The following is a 16,793-nucleotide window of genomic DNA, read 5'->3' as shown; positions in this document are numbered from 1 at the left end:
CCATGGATCACAGGTCCCCACTGGAGCGTATTCTTCGCGCTATCGCCTTAACGCTCGTTGTGCTGTTCTTCATGTTCCCGATCTTTTGGATCGTGCTGATGTCCTTGCAGACCAATGAGACTATTCTGCGCTCGCCGCCGAGCATGTCCTTTGTGCCGACCTTGAAGAACTATGCGGCAATCATTGCAGGACGGCTGGATTCCAATGTTGCCTCCATGAGCATTCACTTCATGGGCAATCTGATGAACTCGGTCATTTTGTCGGTCGGTTCAGTCGCGCTGGCGTTGGTGCTCGGTGTGCCTGCAGCTTATGCCTTTGCCCGGCACAAGTTCAAAGGCTCTGAAGACATCGCGTTCACGCTGCTGTCTTTCAGGTTTGCGCCGCCCTTGTTGGTGTTGTTGCCGCTGACACTGTACTTTCAGTCGCTCGGTCTGGCGAATACCTATGTCGGTCTGATCTGGGTCTATCAGCTGATCTGCTTGCCTTTGATCCTGTGGATTGTCCGTGGATACTTTGAGGATATCTCCCCGGACATCGAACACGCCTACCGGATTGCCGGGCATGGCTGGTTCGCCACGTTCAGAAAGATTGCTCTGCCGCTGGCAGGACCGGGCATCGCAGCCGCTGGCCTCCTGGCGTTCATCTTTGCTTGGAACAATTTCGTTTTTGCTCTGGTTCTGGCCTCTGCCGACAAGCAGCCGGTGACCGTTGGAGCGCTTGCCTTTGTCACGGCATCAGGCATCCAGTACGGCCAGATCGCCGCTGCAATCGTCATGTCAATTGCTCCCACCTTGCTGCTTGCCCTGTGGGCTCAGAAGTATCTGGTGGAAGGGCTGTCGCTCGGCGCGGTGAAAGGATGATCTCATGAGCCGCATAGAAATCAAAAATCTCACCAAGAGCTTCAAGGAAGATGTTGTTCTGTCGGGCATTGACCTGGATGTGCCCCAAGGCAGCACACTGGTGTTGTTTGGCCCCTCGGGGGCTGGCAAGACTGTCTTGCTCCGCTGCATTGCCGGGGCAATCGAACAAGACAGCGGCGACGTGCTTCTGGGCGGGGCGAACGTAAGCGATGTGTTGCCGGAACACCGGGGCATCGGCATGGCGTTTCAGAACTTCGCGCTGTTTCCCCATATGAGCGCTCATGACAACATCGCCAGTCCGCTGACCGCGCGCAAAAAGACAGTTGATCAGATCCGTGAGGGTGTTGAGGCCGTCGCACGACTGCTGAAGATCGATCACGTTCTGGATCATACCCCCAAGGCCTTGTCGAACGGCCAGAAACAGCGAACGGCTCTGGCCAGAGCATTGGTGTCAGAACCCAAGGTTTTGTTGCTGGATGATCCCTTGCGCAATGTGGATGCGAAGCTGCGGTTCGAGATGCGTCTTGAGCTGCCACGCTTGCTGTCTGATCAGGGTGCGACGGTCATCTATGTGACACAGGACTACCGGGAGGCGATGGCGCTTGGGGACAGGATTGCGGTGCTTGACGGTGGCCACATCATCCAGAATGGAACGCCTGAGGAGATTTACCGCAAGCCAGCGACCATCAACATCGCTAAGCTGTTCGGCGATCCGACCATCAATCTGCTCGATGTAGTTCCGATCAGTGATGCAACCGGGGTCTACGCCATGCTGTCCGACCAACGGATCCAGCTTGATCCCGGTTTGGCAAGCTATGCGGGCAAACACTGTGTTCTGGGCCTGCGGCCTGAAGCTCTGAGTTTCACCGATGCCAGCGACGGCGTGCCCGTTACCATTGAAGCCGAAACGCCTTTCAATGAGAAATCTGTCACTTTGGTCACCACATTGCGCAAGCGGGAAATCCTACTGTCTAGGCCATCGGGCACGCCTGCACCTGCGTCCGGCACTGCCCATATTACGATAGATCCGAGCGATGCGGTTCTATTCGATCGGGAGACAGGGCTTCGCATAGATCCGAATGGCAACAATCAGGCAGCGGAGAGAGCAGCATGAGTGATGGTTTGCTCATCCTCCAGGGGATCAACAAGATCTACAATGAGACCTCCCGTCATCCGGTTCAGGCGGTCAGCGACCTGGATCTGACTGTCGCCGCTGGTGAGATCGTTGCGCTGCTTGGATCATCCGGCTGCGGCAAGACTTCGACCCTGCGCATGATTGCCGGGTTTGAGGCTGTGACGTCCGGAGAAATCCTGATCAAGGGTCGTGCGGTTCACGGGCTGCATCCGGCAAGGCGCAATGTTGCCATGGCCTTTGAAGGCTATTCTCTCTATCCGCCACTCTCCGTGGCAGAGAACATCGCCTTCGCGCTCAAGTCTGAACGTCTCAACAAGTCTGAGATCCAGGCCAAGGTCGCCGAGATAGCCCAATTGCTTGAAATCAGAGACATTCTGGAGCGGTCACCCGGATCAATTTCTGGCGGTCAACAACAGCGTGTCAGTCTGGCCCGTGCATTGATCCGCAAAGCCGATCTGCATTTGCTGGATGAGCCGATGGGACAGTTGGAGCCCCAGCTTCGTGCGCTTTTGCGCGGTCGGATCAAGCACTTCATCAAACAACGCGGTCTGACGGCTATTCTCGTCACCCATGACCAGACCGAAGCCAATGCGCTTTCGGACCGGATCGCTGTCATGGAAGGCGGTTTCCTTCAGCAATATGATACGCCCGAGTATCTCAAGGAGCGTCCTGCGAACCTCTTTACAGGAACCTTCATCGGCGAGCCGCCCATGAACGTCTTTCCTGCCCAGGCAGAGGTTGCAGATGATTTCGTCAAGCTGCATCTGGAAGAGGGAGTTAGTCTGTCCTTTCCCACCGGTGCCTTTTCGCCGCCCCTCAAGGCGCGTTTGCTGCGTGAAAAAAAATTCACAATGGGCGTGCGCCCGCATGCGGTGAAAATTATTGAAACCGGCCAGCCTGCTGAAGTCTTTGCCAATCAATGGCTAGGAGATCAGACCCATATCGCGGCGCATTTCGCCGGACAGACCATCGTTTCGGTCCGGCACGACCGGGCCGATCATGCGCCCGGCCAAAACATCGGCATCGAACTGGATGCCGGTGATCTTCATCTGTTCCATTCCTCCACAGGCGTTGCCTTCTCTCACGGGGGAGGTGTGGAATGAAACCTGAAGTACTGATTGGGCTGGATGCAGGCACCTCGGTCATCAAGGCCGTCGCCTATGATCTCAAGGGCCATCAGATTGTCATCGCCCACCGGCGTAATACCTATACTACCTTGCCAAATGGCGGGGTGGTGCAGGATATGGCGCGCACATGGCAGGACACGGTTGTGGTGCTCAAGGAATTGGTTGAACGACTGCCCGGCGGTCCGGCCAGTGTCTGCGCGCTGGGTGTCACGGGGCAGGGGGATGGAACATGGTTGATTGACGCGGACGGTGAGCCTGTCGATGACGGCTGGCTTTGGCTGGATGCGCGGGCAGCGGAGACGGCGCGAGATCTGTGCGCATCAGATGCAATCGACACGATTTACCGCGAGACGGCGACGGGGCTGAATGTCTGCCAGATGCGCACCCACCTGGTTCATATGGCGCGCACCACACCAGAGCTTCTTGAGCGCAGCGCTGCTGCCTTGCATTGCAAGGACTGGCTCTATCTCAAATTGACCGGCATCATGGCCTCCGATGTGTCAGAAGCCGGGTTCACCTTCGGCTCCTACAAGAACGGAACCTATAGCGAAGCCGTGGTGGATGCTCTGGGTTTGAGAGCCTACCGACATCTTCTGCCGCCGATTGTCGATGGCACAAGCCAAACACATGCCATGACAGCGCAGGCAGCTTCGATGATCGGACTGCCGGCGGGCCTTCCGGTTTGTCTTGGTAGCGTGGATGTCATGTGCTGCGCGCTGGGAGCCGGACTGCATGATGCGTCTGCAGATCGGGGCATGACCATTCTCGGCTCCACCGGCATGCATATGCGGTTTGTGGGCAGTGCCAGCGAGGTTGTGCTCAATTCCGACCGAACCGGATACACAATGCCATTCTCCGGGGGAGCCTTCGCGCAGATCCAGACCAACATGGCGGCAACGCTGAACATCGATTGGGCGCTGGGCCTGATGCGGGAGGTTCTGTCTGCTGTCGGCGTTGAGGCAACGCAGGCGGATCTTCTGGCCCGGCTGGACGATCAGGTTTTGGCTGCCCGCCCGGGTGCTGCATTCTATCTCCCCTATATTTCCTCTGCCGGAGAGCGGGGGCCGTTTTCCGAGCCTCTGGCACGGGCGTCCTTGTCTGGACTGGATCAGAACACCGGATGGTTTGACATCCTGCGCGGTGTCTTTGATGGTCTGGTTCTGGCTTCCCGGGATTGCTACACAGCGCTTGGCCGTGTTCCAGGTGAAATCCACCTGACCGGCGGCGCTGCCAAGTCCGTCGCGCTTAAAAAGCTTCTGGCCGCAGCCCTGCGGGCACCGGTCAAGACCGTGGCTCAGCCGGAGGCCGGAGCGGCAGGCGCTGTCATGATGGCAGCGGTTCAGCAAGGGCTCTATCCGGACCTGACGTCTGTCACGCGCGCCTGGGTCGATCCTCTGGTTGAGACCGCCGAGGAGCCCGATCCGGAGCTTGCCGACGTTTACGACGCCTTGTTTCCTGCCTATCAGTCCACCCGAATGGCCATGTCCGAAACATGGCATGCACAAGACCTCGCCCGGAGAACCCTGTCATGACAACAGAAGTGGCCATTATCGGCGACCGGTTCATGCTGTCCGAAATGTTTGCCTCCGCGCTAAAGGACGCCTGCGGGGACCGCATCACCTGCAAGATGCTCGATCTTGCCTGGCCTGATGAGCCAATGGAACACGGTTATGCCGTTCCGGGTATGGAGGGCTTGAAAGAGTATATGGGCACGCCTGAGATGGTTCTGGAGCACTTGGGCGATGCGCCTGTTCTGGTGACCCACCTTGCGCCCTTGTCAAAGTCCGTGTTTCAGGCTGCACCTGCACTCAAGCTGGTGGCGGTTTCTCGGGGTGGTCCCGTTAATGTGGCAATGGAGGCTGCCGCCGACCATGATGTGCTGGTGGTGAACACACCGGGCCGCAATGCCTCAGCCGTCGCCGAGTTCACCATTGGGGCCATCATCGCGGAGACGCGCAACATTACCCGTGGCCACGAAGGCCTGCGGGAGGGCACATATCGGGGGGATCTCTATCGCTCTGATATCGCGGGTGATGAACTGTCTGACATGACTGTTGGCGTGATCGGCTATGGCGCTGTGGGAAGCCGGGTCGTGCGACTGCTGCGCGCCTTTGGCACCAGAGTTCTGGTGTGTGATCCTTACGTTCAGTTGTCTGCAGAGGATGCGCTGGCCGGGGTGAAGCATGTCTCTCTCGATGTCTTGCTGCAAACCTCCGATGTGGTTTCTCTTCATCCGCGGGTGACTGCGGAGACGCGCGGCATGATAGGTGCCAAAGAGCTTGCATCCATGAAACGGGGTGCTTTTCTGGTGAACACTGCCAGAGGCCCTTTGATGGATTACGACGCGCTGTATGACACGCTGGTATCCGGTCATCTGGGCGGGGCCATGCTGGAAACTTTTGCCATTGAGCCAACGCCGCCCGACTGGCCGCTGTTGCAATTGCCCAATGTCACCCTGACGCCGCACATTGCGGGAGCTTCCCTTAAGACGGTTCGGATTGCGGCTGCCAAAGCGGCCGAGGAAGTCCGCCGTTGGCTGGATGGCGAGCCGCCCGTGAACCCATGCTGAGGACATCATGACCATGACAGGTAAGGTGTCACACCAAACGACACTCGGAACCGAGGCCGATCCCGTTGACCTGCTTGTTGTGGGCGGCGGCATAAACGGGGTCGGTGTCGCCCGGGATGCGGTCGGGCGCGGTTTGTCCGTTGTCCTATGCGAGAAGGGCGATCTGTCCGAGGGCACCTCGTCGCGATCTGGGAAGTATATCCACGGCGGTCTGCGCTATCTGGAGTACTACGAGTTCCGTCTGGTGCGAGAAGCCTTGATTGAACGCGAGGTCGTGCTGGATGTCGCGCCGCATCTGGCCAAGCCCCTGCGGCTCATTCTGGTTCACAGTCCTGAGCAGCGGCCACGCTGGCTCATTCGACTTGGGTTGTTTCTCTACGATCATCTGGGAGGCAGAAAGCGTATTCCGGCGTCCAAGGCCGTCAACCTTCAATCCGAATGGCCGGAGGGGCTGATCAACCCACAATTCCACTGTGGCTTTGCTTATTGGGACGTCTGGATCGACGATGCGCGTCTGGTCGTGTTGAACGCAGTGGACGCGGCGCGGCGCGGGGCAGAGGTCCTGACCCGGAGCGAACTCTCCGGTGCCCAGCGCCAAGGGGAGCTGTGGTGCACCACTGTCCGCGATGTGGAGACCGGTGATCAGCGCAAGATCTACGCAAGAGCTATCTTCAATGGGGCAGGACCCTGGGTGGAGAAGGTTCTGTCTTCCGTGGACAAGGTTAAGTCAGGCTCGTCTGTCCGGTTGGTGAAGGGCAGTCACATCATTTTGCCCAAGTGGTGGACGGGCGACAATGGTTTTGTTCTGCAAGCACCGGACAAGCGCATCATCTTCGTCAATCCTTACTTTGAGGGGCTGGCGCTGGTTGGCACCACAGATGTGCCGTTTGACGGGCGGCCTGAAGACGTGAAGATCGATCAGGATGAGATCGACTATCTACTCGGCATCTTGAACACCTACTTTACCCGGCAGTTGAGCGGATCGGATGTCCTGCACTCCTATTCAGGGGTTCGGCCCCTATTCAATGATGATGATGACAAATCAGCCTCTGCTGTGACCCGGGATTATACCTTTGAGCTGGATATAGGTGGTGAGAAGGACAAAGCGCCGCTGCTCAGTGCCTTTGGCGGCAAGCTGACAACCTATCGCAAACTGGCCGAACACGCCCTTGATCACCTGGTTCCGTTCTTCCCGAAGATGAAGCCTGCCTGGACGGCGAGTGCCTCTCTGCCAGGCGCTGATTTTTCAGGGGGAGCATCCAGCGACTGGGCGGCGTCTTTCCGCCAGTCAAACCCGTGGCTGCCGGAAGGCCTGGCTGAACACTATGTTCTTTGTTACGGCACGGACACGGCAAAGGTGCTGGCGGGGGCCTCTGGTCTGGCTGATCTGGGTGTTCACTTCGGCGGGCTGTTCTATGAGGTCGAAGCGCGCTGGTTGCTGGAGCATGAATGGGCTCGAACTGCCGATGATATACTGGTGCGCCGGACAAAGCATGGTCTGTTCCTGACAGATGATGAGAAGGCCTCCGTCGAGACATGGCTGACAGGCATAAGAGGGGCCGCATGACACTCTACTCAAAGCTTCAGGCCAATCCGGAGTTTATCGCCTTGTGCGCTGTGTCCGAACGGCTTGGCTCCGATCCACTGCAGGTTCAGGGACCGGGGGGGAATACCTCCATCAAGTCAGCTGATCTGATGTGGGTTAAAGCGTCAGGCACATGGCTCTCGGACGCGCTGACCACAGACCTGTTTGTCCCCGTCTACCATGAAGTGTTGGCAGCAGCGCTTGTGGCTGATGATGGCAGGGCTAATGATGTCGGACCTTTCACCTGTGCCGCTGAAAACCCGTCCGGGCTGCGGGCGTCCATTGAGGCGACTGTTCATGCCTCTATGCCAGCCAAAGTGGTGCTGCATACCCATTGCGTCGCGACGATTGCGGCAGCTGTTAGAACAGACGCGCCGACGTTTCTGGCGGCCAAGCTGGCAGGACTTCCCTATGCGTTTATCCCCTATGCCAAACCCGGGATCGACCTTGCCCGTGCCATACGTCAGCACGCGCCTGCCGGAACGCAGATCCTGATCCTGGGCAACCACGGGCTGGTTACCTGCGGCGCGACAGTTGCCGAGGCCGATAGCCTCCTTCGCGATGTCAGTGCCCGCTTGACGCCTTCAACGCTTGCTGGGTCGGCGGACATCACGGCAGCGTTCTGTGAAAAGTTGTCTGGGAGTGAGTGGATACCAGTGCCGCATGGACCGAGCCAACAGATTGCCCATGATGCGCGGTTGCTTGCACTTGCTGATGGTCGGACGCTTTATCCGGATCATCTGGTCTTTCTGGGTCCTGGTGTGACGGTTGTCCGAGAGGGGGAACAGCTTAAGGACGTGCTGACCTGCGCTGGGCAACAGCAATTCCCAAGCAAGCTGGTCATTATGCCTGGCCAGGGTGTCGCCATACCGGATAGTGCGACCCCTTCGGAAATCGCTCTAGCCCGTGCTCTCGGAGATGTGTTGGTGCGGATCGAGCCGCAAGTTTCTGTTTCCCGCTTGTCCGGAGCACAAGAGGCCGAGTTGCTGGATTGGGATGCCGAGGTTTACCGGCAGTCTCTCAACAGGGAAGGGCGCTGATCATGACACGATCCGCCCTGTTTCTGGGTATCGACATCGGTACGTCCGGCGTTCGCGCTGTGGCTGTTGATCCGGACCTTAAGGTTTCCGCAATCGCGCGGGCAGAGTTTGGAACAGATGACGTCATTCGCCGTGATCCTTCAGTCTGGCACCAGGCGCTGGGAGAGTGTCTTGCTGAACTTTGCCAGAAGGTTGACCCTACCGATTTCACCGCCCTGAGTGTCGACGGAACATCCGGCACAATTCTGGCCTTGGACGGCAAACATGAGCCGATTGGCTCGGCGCTGATGTACAATGATGCGGTGGGGGATCAACGGATCCTGGGGGAAATCACGGCGAATGCACCAAGGGAAAGTGCGGCTCATGGCGCGAGTTCCGCTCTGGCGCGTGCTATCATGTTGCAGGAATGCTCAGGGGTCGCCCGCATTGTGCATCAGGCGGACTGGATTGCCGAGCGTCTGGCCGGGCACCCGGTGCCCAGCGACGAGAGCAATGCTCTGAAAAGCGGATATGATCCGGTCGCACGGCAGTGGCCCGAGTGGATCAAGGCGACGTCCCTTCAGATGGATCTTTTGCCAGAGGTTGTTCCGACCGGCACTGTCATTGCCAAAACCTCTGGGGCCTTTGGGTTGCCGTCCGGCATTTCCATTGTCGCAGGCATGACCGACGGCTGTGCATCCTTTCTGGCGACGGGGGCAAACCGGCCGGGCGATGGTGTGACCGCGCTGGGCACGACGATGACGCTGAAGCTGCTGAGCGATGGACCGCTGTTTGCGCCCGAATATGGCATCTACAGCCACCGGATTGGAGATCTGTGGCTGGCTGGGGGGGCGTCCAACAGCGGCGGCGGCGCGCTGCTGGACCATTTTACGCCTGACGAAATAAGGGGTCTCTCAGGCCAGATCGATCCGGAAAGCCCTTGTGAGCTAGACTACTACCCGCTTCGGGCGCCGGGCGAAAGGTTCCCGATCGATGACCCGACCTTGCCATCGCGCGAAACGCCGAGGCCCATAGATGATGCAGAGTTTCTCAAAGGCCTGCTTACCGGCATCGCTCGGATTGAAGCGCTCGGCTATCAACGTCTGTCCGAATTGGGCGCACCTTCTCTGGCAAGCATCAGGAGTGTAGGGGGCGGTGCAAATAATCCCGTGTGGGCTCGTATCCGCCATAATTTGCTCGGTGTTCCGGCAGAGCCAGTGCTGGCGGGAGAAGCAGCCTTTGGATCGGCGCTTGTCGCAAGGGGAGCGATGATCTGACATCATGCGAACCATCTCAAACCTTTCAGATATTCTTTCAAACGTCGATGCGCTGCTGCTTGACCAATTTGGCGTGCTGCATGATGGACATGCCGCATTTCCTGGCGCGATTGAGTGCGTTGAGGCACTTCACAGCCGAGGCCTGCCTCTTGTGGCCCTATCCAATTCCGGGCGTCGTGCAAAACTCAATATGGACCGTCTGGTTCGGCTCGGCTTTCCTTCGGCGGCCTTCAAGGCGATGGTGACCTCGGGCGAACTGACCCGGTACGATCTCGTCAGCCGGTTGTCAGATGGTCGCCTAAAATCAGGCAGTTCAATTCTGATCCTTGCACGGGGAAATGATACCAGTCTGCTCGATGGTCTTGAGCTGCAAGTCGCAGAACTTGGCGATGACGTGCAACTGGTGATCATTAGTGGCGCTGAGCCTGAAACCCACAGTCGTGATGATTACAATCGTCTTTTGTCGCCATTGGCCCGTGCGGGTGTACCAGCCATCTGCGCCAATCCGGACACCAGCATCTATACGGGGGAAGGCTCCGCGTTCGGTCCAGGCGTTGTGGCAGAGGATTACATCGCCGCCGGAGGAACGATCGACTATTTCGGAAAGCCAAGCGCTGCGATGTTCGAAGCTGGCCTTGAAGCGCTCGGCCAGCGGGACCCTAGCCGTTGTCTGATGGTGGGGGACAGCCTGCACCACGATATTCTGGGGGGCAGAAACGCCGGATGCCAGAGCCTTTTGATCACCTCCGGGGTTCAGGCCGGGCTCGTGGAAGAGGGCGTCGTGCCGGACTTTGCCATGGACCAGCTGAGGTTCTGAATTCTTCTCATGTCGCTGGTTCGGTTTGAGCCGGTTCTAGCGGGAAAAACAAACAACTGCACACTTGAGATCGACGGGAGACACGTCAGATGAAAAAAGCCGAACTCGCACTGCGTCAGGAGCTGATTGCCTGTTGCCAGGAGATGAATACAAATGGCCTCAACCAAGGTACGTCGGGTAATATTTCGGCTCGGTTTGAGGACCGGATGCTGATTTCGCCCTCGGCCACGCCCTATGACCAGATGGAACCGGAGATGATTGCCTCGGTGGATCTGAATGATGCGTCCGGTGCCTGGGAGGGGCCGCTGAAGCCTTCCACCGAATGGCGGTTCCATCATGCGCTTCTGCGTGAGCGCAAGGACGCTGAGGCTGTTGTGCATGCCCATCCGACCTACTGCACGACGCTGGCCATGGCGCGCAAGGAAATCCCGTCCTGCCATTACATGATTGCGGCCTTCGGCAGTACCAACGTACGCTGTGCAGGTTATGCCACCTTCGGCACGGAAGAGCTGTCCAAACTGGCCATTGAGGCGATTGAAGACCGCACGGCTTGTCTTTTGGCAAATCATGGCATGATCGCAGTCGGTGAGAGCCTTGCCAAAGCCATGTGGCGGGCGGTTGAGCTGGAAACCATCGCCCGGCAATATTACCTGAGCCTGCAGATCGGCGGCCCAGTGCTTCTCAGCGAAGCGGACATAGCCGATACGATGAATTCCTTTTCCGGCTATGGTCTTCAGGATGCAAAAGGCAAAAAGAAGTCCTGATACTACGTTAAGTTGCCGAAAACCTGAACTCCTAAATGGTCGCTGTAGCTCACTGCCACAGCGACCATTTTTGTAAAGGCAGGAGGATTTTCATTTCTAGATGGCAGCTCAAAGGCTATCCGCCTTTATTCGAAATTTGGCAATCCGTATCACCCAAAAGGTGCTTTGAAAACAAACTGGAAACATAAAAGTATAAAATTGACTTTTATGGTTTGGCGAGATAATTTGTCCTCTGAATTTCGTGAGTATGGATCAAGAACGGTTTCCTGATTTCTACCCGCAATAGAGGACGGTATTTTGGTTTGCAGTTCCGATAATATTCAACTTGCCGATGGCGCAACTCTGCATGTTCAGGTTGATACCGGTCCGGCGGGCGCGCCGTGGCTGGTTCTATCGAACTCGGTTCTGACCAATTTTGGCATCTGGGATCACCAGACTGCGGCGTTGGCCGAACGGTTCTCCGTGTTGCGTTACGATCAGCGCGGCCATGGCCAGTCGAGTATTTCAGTCGGACCAATGACATTTGAGGACTATGGCGCTGATGTTCTAGCGCTGCTGGATCATCTCGATATCGCTCGTTGTGTCTATGTTGGCCTGTCGATGGGCGTTCCGACCGGATTGGCTGCAATGAGCTCTGCTCCGGGTCGCTTTCAGGCTTTCGTTGCTGTTGATGGTGTTGCCAAAAGCGCGCCAGGCCGCGAGGCGTTCTGGAGCGAGAAGCGCGAAACTGCCCGCCAACATGGGCTTGGTGATCTGGGGCTGGATACTGCTTACAGGTGGCTGCCTGGAGAAAGCGCCGCATCTGAGAACGTTTCTCTGTTGGCCCGGATGGTAGCTGCGACACCTGTCGAAGGCTTTGCTGCCGCGACCCATGCCTTGCAGAGCTATGACTGCTCAGCCGTCACATCCAGCATTGCCTGTCCGTTTCTTGCCATTTCTGGTTCCGATGATGGCGTTATGCCGGACGCGATGCGCCGTCAGTTCAGCGACATTAAAAACGCACGGTTTGAGGTAATCGAGAGCGCAGGTCACGTTCCGAATTTCCAAAGACCTCAGGCTTTCAACAAAGTGCTGTTGGCGTTTCTAGAGGCTCTGACATGAGGTTCCTGAGTGTTTTGGACAGCCTCTCATCAAGCTTCGACAAAAACAAATACAAGGAGATCCGATGATGGCGGGACCGCTTTCACACATCCGTGTCCTTGATCTCAGCCGGATTATGGCAGGACCATGGTGCGGCCAGATTCTGGCTGATCTTGGAGCTGAGGTTATCAAGGTCGAGCGGGCAGGGGCTGGTGATGACACCCGGCGCTGGGGGCCTCCTTTCTTGAAGGATAAAGACGGTAACCCAACAAGGGAAGCTGGCTATTATCTCTCGGTGAACCGGGGCAAGAAGTCGGTCGAGCTGGATCTCAAGAGCAAAGAGGGGCAGGACGCTGTCAGGGCGCTGGCGGCCAAATCCGATATCCTGCTTGAGAACTTCAAAACTGGCACGATGGATCGCATGGGGCTTGGCTATGAGGCGCTTTCCAAGATCAATCCGAGCCTGATTTATTGTTCCATCACCGGCTTTGGTCTGACTGGACCCAAGGCAGGTGATGCTGCCTATGATTTCATGATCCAGGGCATGGGCGGATTGATGAGTGTCACCGGTGCGCCGGATGGTGTGCCTGGCGGTGGACCGCAGAAGGTCGGCGTTCCGATTGTCGATATCATGACGGGAATGTATGCGGCTATTGGCGTGCTCTCGGCTGTGTCGAACCGCGGCGAGACCGGCAAGGGCGAACATATCGATCTGGCTATGCTGGATGTGTCCGTTGCGATGCTTGCCAATCAGGCGATGAATTATCTGGTGTCCGGTCAGCCGCCAGAGCGCCGTGGCAATCGCCATCCAAACATTCAGCCGCAGGATGTCTATCCGGTGTCTGACGGCTATATTGTTCTTGCGGTTGGCAATGACGAGCAGTTCCGTCGTTTTGCAGCCGTTGTCGGGCGGCCTGCACTCGCTGATGATCCCAAATACATCACAAATGCAGCCCGTGTGGAAAATCTCGAAGAGCTGGAAGTTATCCTTAAGGAAGCTTTGGCCGTTCGCACGATCACGGAATGGGTCGATGCCTTTGCCGAGGCTGGCGTTCCCTCAGGGCCTATCAACACGGTCGATCGTGTGTTTGAGGAGCCGCAGGTCGTGCATAGGAACATACTGCGCGATATCCCGCACCCGCTTGGAGGAAGCCTGTCACAGGTGGTCTCCCCGCTGAACTTCCGTAACGCTCCGCTCAGCTTTGATGTTGCTCCACCGCTGCTTGGGCAACACACGCAAGATATTCTCGCCGCGCTTGGTCTTGGAGAGTGAATACATGAATGATCAAACCAATCATCGGCAGAATGACGTGTCTGTTTCTGGCGGAAGAATTAGCTTTCCGACGCCTGAGACAATGAACGCCGCACAAAAGGACGTGTACGATCAAATCGTGTCTGGCCCGCGAGGCGCGCTCGTCGGTCCTCTGCGCGCAGCCTTGCATAATCCGGTTCTGGCGGATCGTTGGCAGCGCCTGGGACAAGTTTTACGGTTCGAGACCTCTATTCCCACCCACCTGAATGAACTCGCTATTCTGGTGACTGCACGGCGCTGGAACAGCGACCTTGAGTGGTCGATCCATGCGAGGGATGCGGACAGGGCCGGGTTGGCGCCGAGCATCGTGGCGGCTATTCGGACCTGTGCTGCCCCGGATTTTTCTGACGATGAAGAAGCCAGCGAAGTGTACGAGTTTGCCCAGCAACTCGTACAGGGCGGTGATGTGGCTGATCAAGCCTATCGTGCTGTGGCTTCACGCTGGGGCGAGGTTGGGGCAGTCGAATTGACGGCTGTGATTGGCTATTATTCGATGGTGGCAATGACGTTGAATGTACACCGAATTCCCTTGCCTGCCGGCATGACGGACAGGCTGCCGGGCACGCGTGATTCACTAGCCATCTTGCCGTCGTCAAATGGCTGAATGAGGCTGTAAAAGATATAAAAGTGATTTTATATAGTCTTCGTGCTGCATCTCCCAGAAGTTCGGCCAAGAGAATGAGACCGAGAACATGAAAAAATACAGCACACTCACTCTGGACGTTGCCGACTTTATCGCAACGGTGACCATTGCTCGTCCGCCGGTCAATGCGCAGAACAATGCATTTCGCGACGAGCTGGTGGAGGTGATCGATCAGTTGGGAGATCGCACTGATGTGCGTGCAATCGTGATCACTGGTGAAGGCAAAGCCTTTTCCGCAGGGGCTGATTTGTCTGAGCGCCCAACTCAGGATCCAGGTCATTACACAGCGCACAATCGACGTGTTCGGGCCAGTTTTGACTGTCTTCTGGAATGTCCGAAGCCGATCATTGCGGCCGTGAATGGTGCAGCCATTGGCGCTGGCTGCGTGACGGCGCTCTGCGCTGATATTCTGGTGGTCTCGGAAAAGGGTTTTTTGCAGATGACCGAGGTCAATGTCGGTCTGGCTGGCGGTGTTGCCCATGTTCGCCGCCATTTCGGCGAATCTGATGCCCGGCTGTTGATTTACACGGCGCGGCGATTTTATGGGGCGGATCTACACCGTATGAATGTCGCCTCAGCCTGCTGCGCGCCTGAGGCTCTGCTAGAGACAGCGCAAGGGATTGCCGCTGACATTGCCAAGGCAAGTCCGTCTGCTGTCCGTGCGGCCAAGAAGTCGTTTCAGGTTACAGAAAACCTGTCGATTTTTGAAGGCTATCGATTTGAGCAGGGACAGACCAAGGCACTCTCGACCTCAGAAGACACTGCAGAAGCGATGGCTGCATTTTCTGAAAGACGCACGCCGGTCTTCAAAAGCTGATTTTCAGTGCTGTTTGGCTTAATGGGGCCGACTTTGCTCATAGCACGGTCGACCCTTTGGTGTCAGCGCAGCTTGACAGAGATCTTCATCATGTCGCCGCGATAGGTGCCGTTGGCGACCAGGATCAGATCTCCGACCTGATTGATGACCACGCGCTGAACTTTGGCCACCGGATCGCCGATGGACAGGTTGAGCTCGTTTGAGGTCTCCAGATCTGCCGCGCCAATGGTGACAATCTGATGCGCATCCGTGATTTTTTGTCCAGGAATATCAGCCACTAGCCGCATGGCTGTTACTTCGGTGTAGGCGCTTTCCGGAATATGCGGGCAGACCCGCTCATCAACATAGATATCTGCCAGAAGAAACGGGACGCCATCGCGAGAATGACGTCGCTTGAGGTGCCGGTAGCTAGGAGCCAGATTTCCCGTCAGACCGCCTCGGTTGGGCAGTTGAACCTCACGTTCATCGCCTAGAAGATCAATGGTGGCGTTTTCCCGGGCGATGAGAAGTCCGGTCCAGTCCGTTTTGACTTCGCACCACAGGTCCTGGTTGGGCCGTTCCTTGACGAACGTGCCCTTGGCGCGAAACCGCTCGATCAGACCTTCTGATTCCAGAATGTCGAGAGACTGCCGGATCGTCATCGTGGCAACACCGCACTGTTCAGCCAGGGCTTCGACGTTAGGGATCTTGTCGCCCACGCCCCATTCTGAGGATTCTATGCGGTTTCGGAAAAGGCTGGCGAGCTGGATATAGCGTGCCACATTGCTTTTCTTCAGCGCCTTGACGGTCGCATTCTCGGCTTTAGGGTCGGCCATTCGTGATGATGCCTGCGGTTCTCGATGAGGTGTCAGGATATCGATGCTTGTACTGTCTATCTATCATAAAAACTAGTCTTTTGATATATTTGGCAAGGACCTCACTTTGAAAAAGTCAGCTGGGATGCTGTGACATCGTTTGCCCCAGGGGCCTGATCATCAGTCACAGCAGTTGCGCGAGTTGAAGGCCTTTGGGACAGGTTGTTTTCCAATTTTGCCAAAGCCGGGAAGTGATCGCGCCAGGCACAGTCTGGCCAGCGGAAATCAAGCTGACCAAGCGCGCATATTACCGCGATATGGCCGATACCAAATGGGGTGTCACTTAGAGCTTCGGCTTCGCGCTCCAGTGCAGCCATGGCTTCACGGACCTTGATGAGCCAACCGCTGGTCACGGCGTCCCACTGACCTGTCTCGCGGGTCAGTTCCGTGCGCCACAGCAGGAGAATGTCGGTCAACCCGTCCGCAAGAGCCTGCCAGCGCAGGTGAGGAATTCGGCTTGGCGGGTGGGATGGGAACAATTCTGTTCCAGCTTTCAGGTCGAGCACTTCGCAGATTACTCGGCTGTCGAAGAGCGCTGTGCCATCATTGAGAATCAGCGTTGGAATTTTCCCAAGCGGATTGTCTGCAATGACATCAGGATTAGGCGGTAAATGAACAGCAACGAGGGATCGCTCGCAGTTGACCTCTGACAATTGGTCGGTTTCATGCAAGACGATCATGACCTTGCGGACGAATGGTGAGCGTGGTGACCAATGCAGTTTCATTGTTCTGCCTCTCTTTTGATTTCAGTTTTGAGTTGCTCGAGCACGGTGTCTACTGGCCCGTCACGGTGACCATGTCCTCTGGTGAAGTGTTCCCGGAAATTTGGACAGGTTGTTAAGGTGTATCCCATTGATTTGAAGGGATACGAGAATGGCGAGACGCCGGAATTTTACGGACGCGTTTAAAGCGAAGGTCGCGCTTGATGCACTGC

Annotated in this window: 16 protein-coding genes; 14 read left to right on the top strand and 2 right to left on the bottom strand. The window is 56.9% G+C overall.

Annotation, left to right across the window (positions count from 1 at the left end; genetic code table 11):
• Positions 1-2: 2 nt before the first annotated feature.
• The 14 genes from V6575_RS09035 (at position 3) to V6575_RS08970 (ending at position 15,005) form a co-directional block, all read left to right on the top strand.
• Entirely contained in the window at positions 3-860 is an 858-nt protein-coding gene (locus V6575_RS09035; protein WP_340273974.1) for a carbohydrate ABC transporter permease, read from the top strand.
• A 4-nt stretch (positions 861-864) separates the two neighbouring features.
• Positions 865-1,974 carry an ABC transporter ATP-binding protein gene (locus V6575_RS09030; protein WP_340273973.1) on the top strand — a complete coding sequence of 370 codons (1,110 nt, stop codon included), beginning with the start codon at positions 865-867 and terminating at the stop codon, positions 1,972-1,974.
• Positions 1,971-3,098 (top strand): ABC transporter ATP-binding protein, encoded by a 1,128-nt coding sequence (locus tag V6575_RS09025; protein WP_340273972.1) that lies wholly within the window; start codon positions 1,971-1,973, stop codon positions 3,096-3,098. The genes V6575_RS09030 and V6575_RS09025 overlap by 4 nt, the downstream gene beginning before the upstream one ends.
• Positions 3,095-4,654: an FGGY family carbohydrate kinase gene (locus V6575_RS09020; RefSeq protein WP_340273971.1), complete on the top strand. Its 1,560-nt coding sequence runs from the start codon at positions 3,095-3,097 to the stop codon at positions 4,652-4,654. Before V6575_RS09025 ends, V6575_RS09020 begins: the two co-directional genes overlap by 4 nt.
• The gene (locus V6575_RS09015; protein WP_340273970.1) at positions 4,651-5,691 is read left to right on the top strand and encodes a 2-hydroxyacid dehydrogenase; all 1,041 of its coding nucleotides are present in this window, start codon (positions 4,651-4,653) and stop codon (positions 5,689-5,691) included. Before V6575_RS09020 ends, V6575_RS09015 begins: the two co-directional genes overlap by 4 nt.
• A gap of 7 nt (positions 5,692-5,698) precedes the next feature.
• The gene (locus V6575_RS09010) at positions 5,699-7,258 is read left to right on the top strand and encodes a glycerol-3-phosphate dehydrogenase (RefSeq protein WP_340273969.1); all 1,560 of its coding nucleotides are present in this window, start codon (positions 5,699-5,701) and stop codon (positions 7,256-7,258) included.
• Positions 7,255-8,316 carry a class II aldolase/adducin family protein gene (locus V6575_RS09005; RefSeq protein ID WP_340273968.1) on the top strand — a complete coding sequence of 354 codons (1,062 nt, stop codon included), beginning with the start codon at positions 7,255-7,257 and terminating at the stop codon, positions 8,314-8,316. The genes V6575_RS09010 and V6575_RS09005 overlap by 4 nt, the downstream gene beginning before the upstream one ends.
• The gene (locus tag V6575_RS09000; protein ID WP_422785559.1) at positions 8,316-9,572 is read left to right on the top strand and encodes an FGGY-family carbohydrate kinase; all 1,257 of its coding nucleotides are present in this window, start codon (positions 8,316-8,318) and stop codon (positions 9,570-9,572) included. The genes V6575_RS09005 and V6575_RS09000 overlap by 1 nt, the downstream gene beginning before the upstream one ends.
• Positions 9,573-9,576: 4 nt before the next feature.
• Entirely contained in the window at positions 9,577-10,389 is an 813-nt protein-coding gene (locus V6575_RS08995) for a TIGR01459 family HAD-type hydrolase (RefSeq protein ID WP_340273966.1), read from the top strand.
• Positions 10,390-10,478: 89 nt separating this feature from the next.
• A complete protein-coding gene (locus tag V6575_RS08990) occupies positions 10,479-11,153 on the top strand; it encodes a class II aldolase/adducin family protein (protein WP_340273965.1) in 675 nt (224 codons plus the stop codon).
• A 297-nt stretch (positions 11,154-11,450) separates the two neighbouring features.
• Entirely contained in the window at positions 11,451-12,254 is an 804-nt protein-coding gene (locus tag V6575_RS08985) for an alpha/beta fold hydrolase (protein WP_340273964.1), read from the top strand.
• Between the two features lie 64 nt (positions 12,255-12,318).
• A complete protein-coding gene (locus V6575_RS08980) occupies positions 12,319-13,506 on the top strand; it encodes a CaiB/BaiF CoA transferase family protein (RefSeq protein ID WP_340273963.1) in 1,188 nt (395 codons plus the stop codon).
• A gap of 4 nt (positions 13,507-13,510) precedes the next feature.
• Entirely contained in the window at positions 13,511-14,149 is a 639-nt protein-coding gene (locus tag V6575_RS08975) for a carboxymuconolactone decarboxylase family protein (RefSeq protein WP_340273962.1), read from the top strand.
• Positions 14,150-14,237: 88 nt separating this feature from the next.
• On the top strand, positions 14,238-15,005 hold the full coding sequence (locus V6575_RS08970; RefSeq protein WP_340273961.1) for an enoyl-CoA hydratase/isomerase family protein: 768 nt from the start codon (positions 14,238-14,240) through the stop codon (positions 15,003-15,005).
• Positions 15,006-15,067: 62 nt separating this feature from the next.
• On the opposite strand, the gene V6575_RS08965 is transcribed toward V6575_RS08970, so the two are convergent.
• Positions 15,068-15,820: a GntR family transcriptional regulator gene (locus tag V6575_RS08965; RefSeq protein WP_340273960.1), complete on the bottom strand. Its 753-nt coding sequence runs from the start codon at positions 15,818-15,820 to the stop codon at positions 15,068-15,070.
• Between the two features lie 101 nt (positions 15,821-15,921).
• On the bottom strand, positions 15,922-16,584 hold the full coding sequence (locus V6575_RS08960; RefSeq protein ID WP_340273959.1) for a glutathione S-transferase: 663 nt from the start codon (positions 16,582-16,584) through the stop codon (positions 15,922-15,924).
• Between the last annotated feature and the right edge of the window lie 209 nt (positions 16,585-16,793).

Source organism: Roseibium algae (genome assembly GCF_037783265.1).
GTDB lineage: Bacteria > Pseudomonadota > Alphaproteobacteria > Rhizobiales > Stappiaceae > Roseibium > Roseibium algae.
This window is presented reverse-complemented; position numbering and strand designations above follow the sequence as displayed.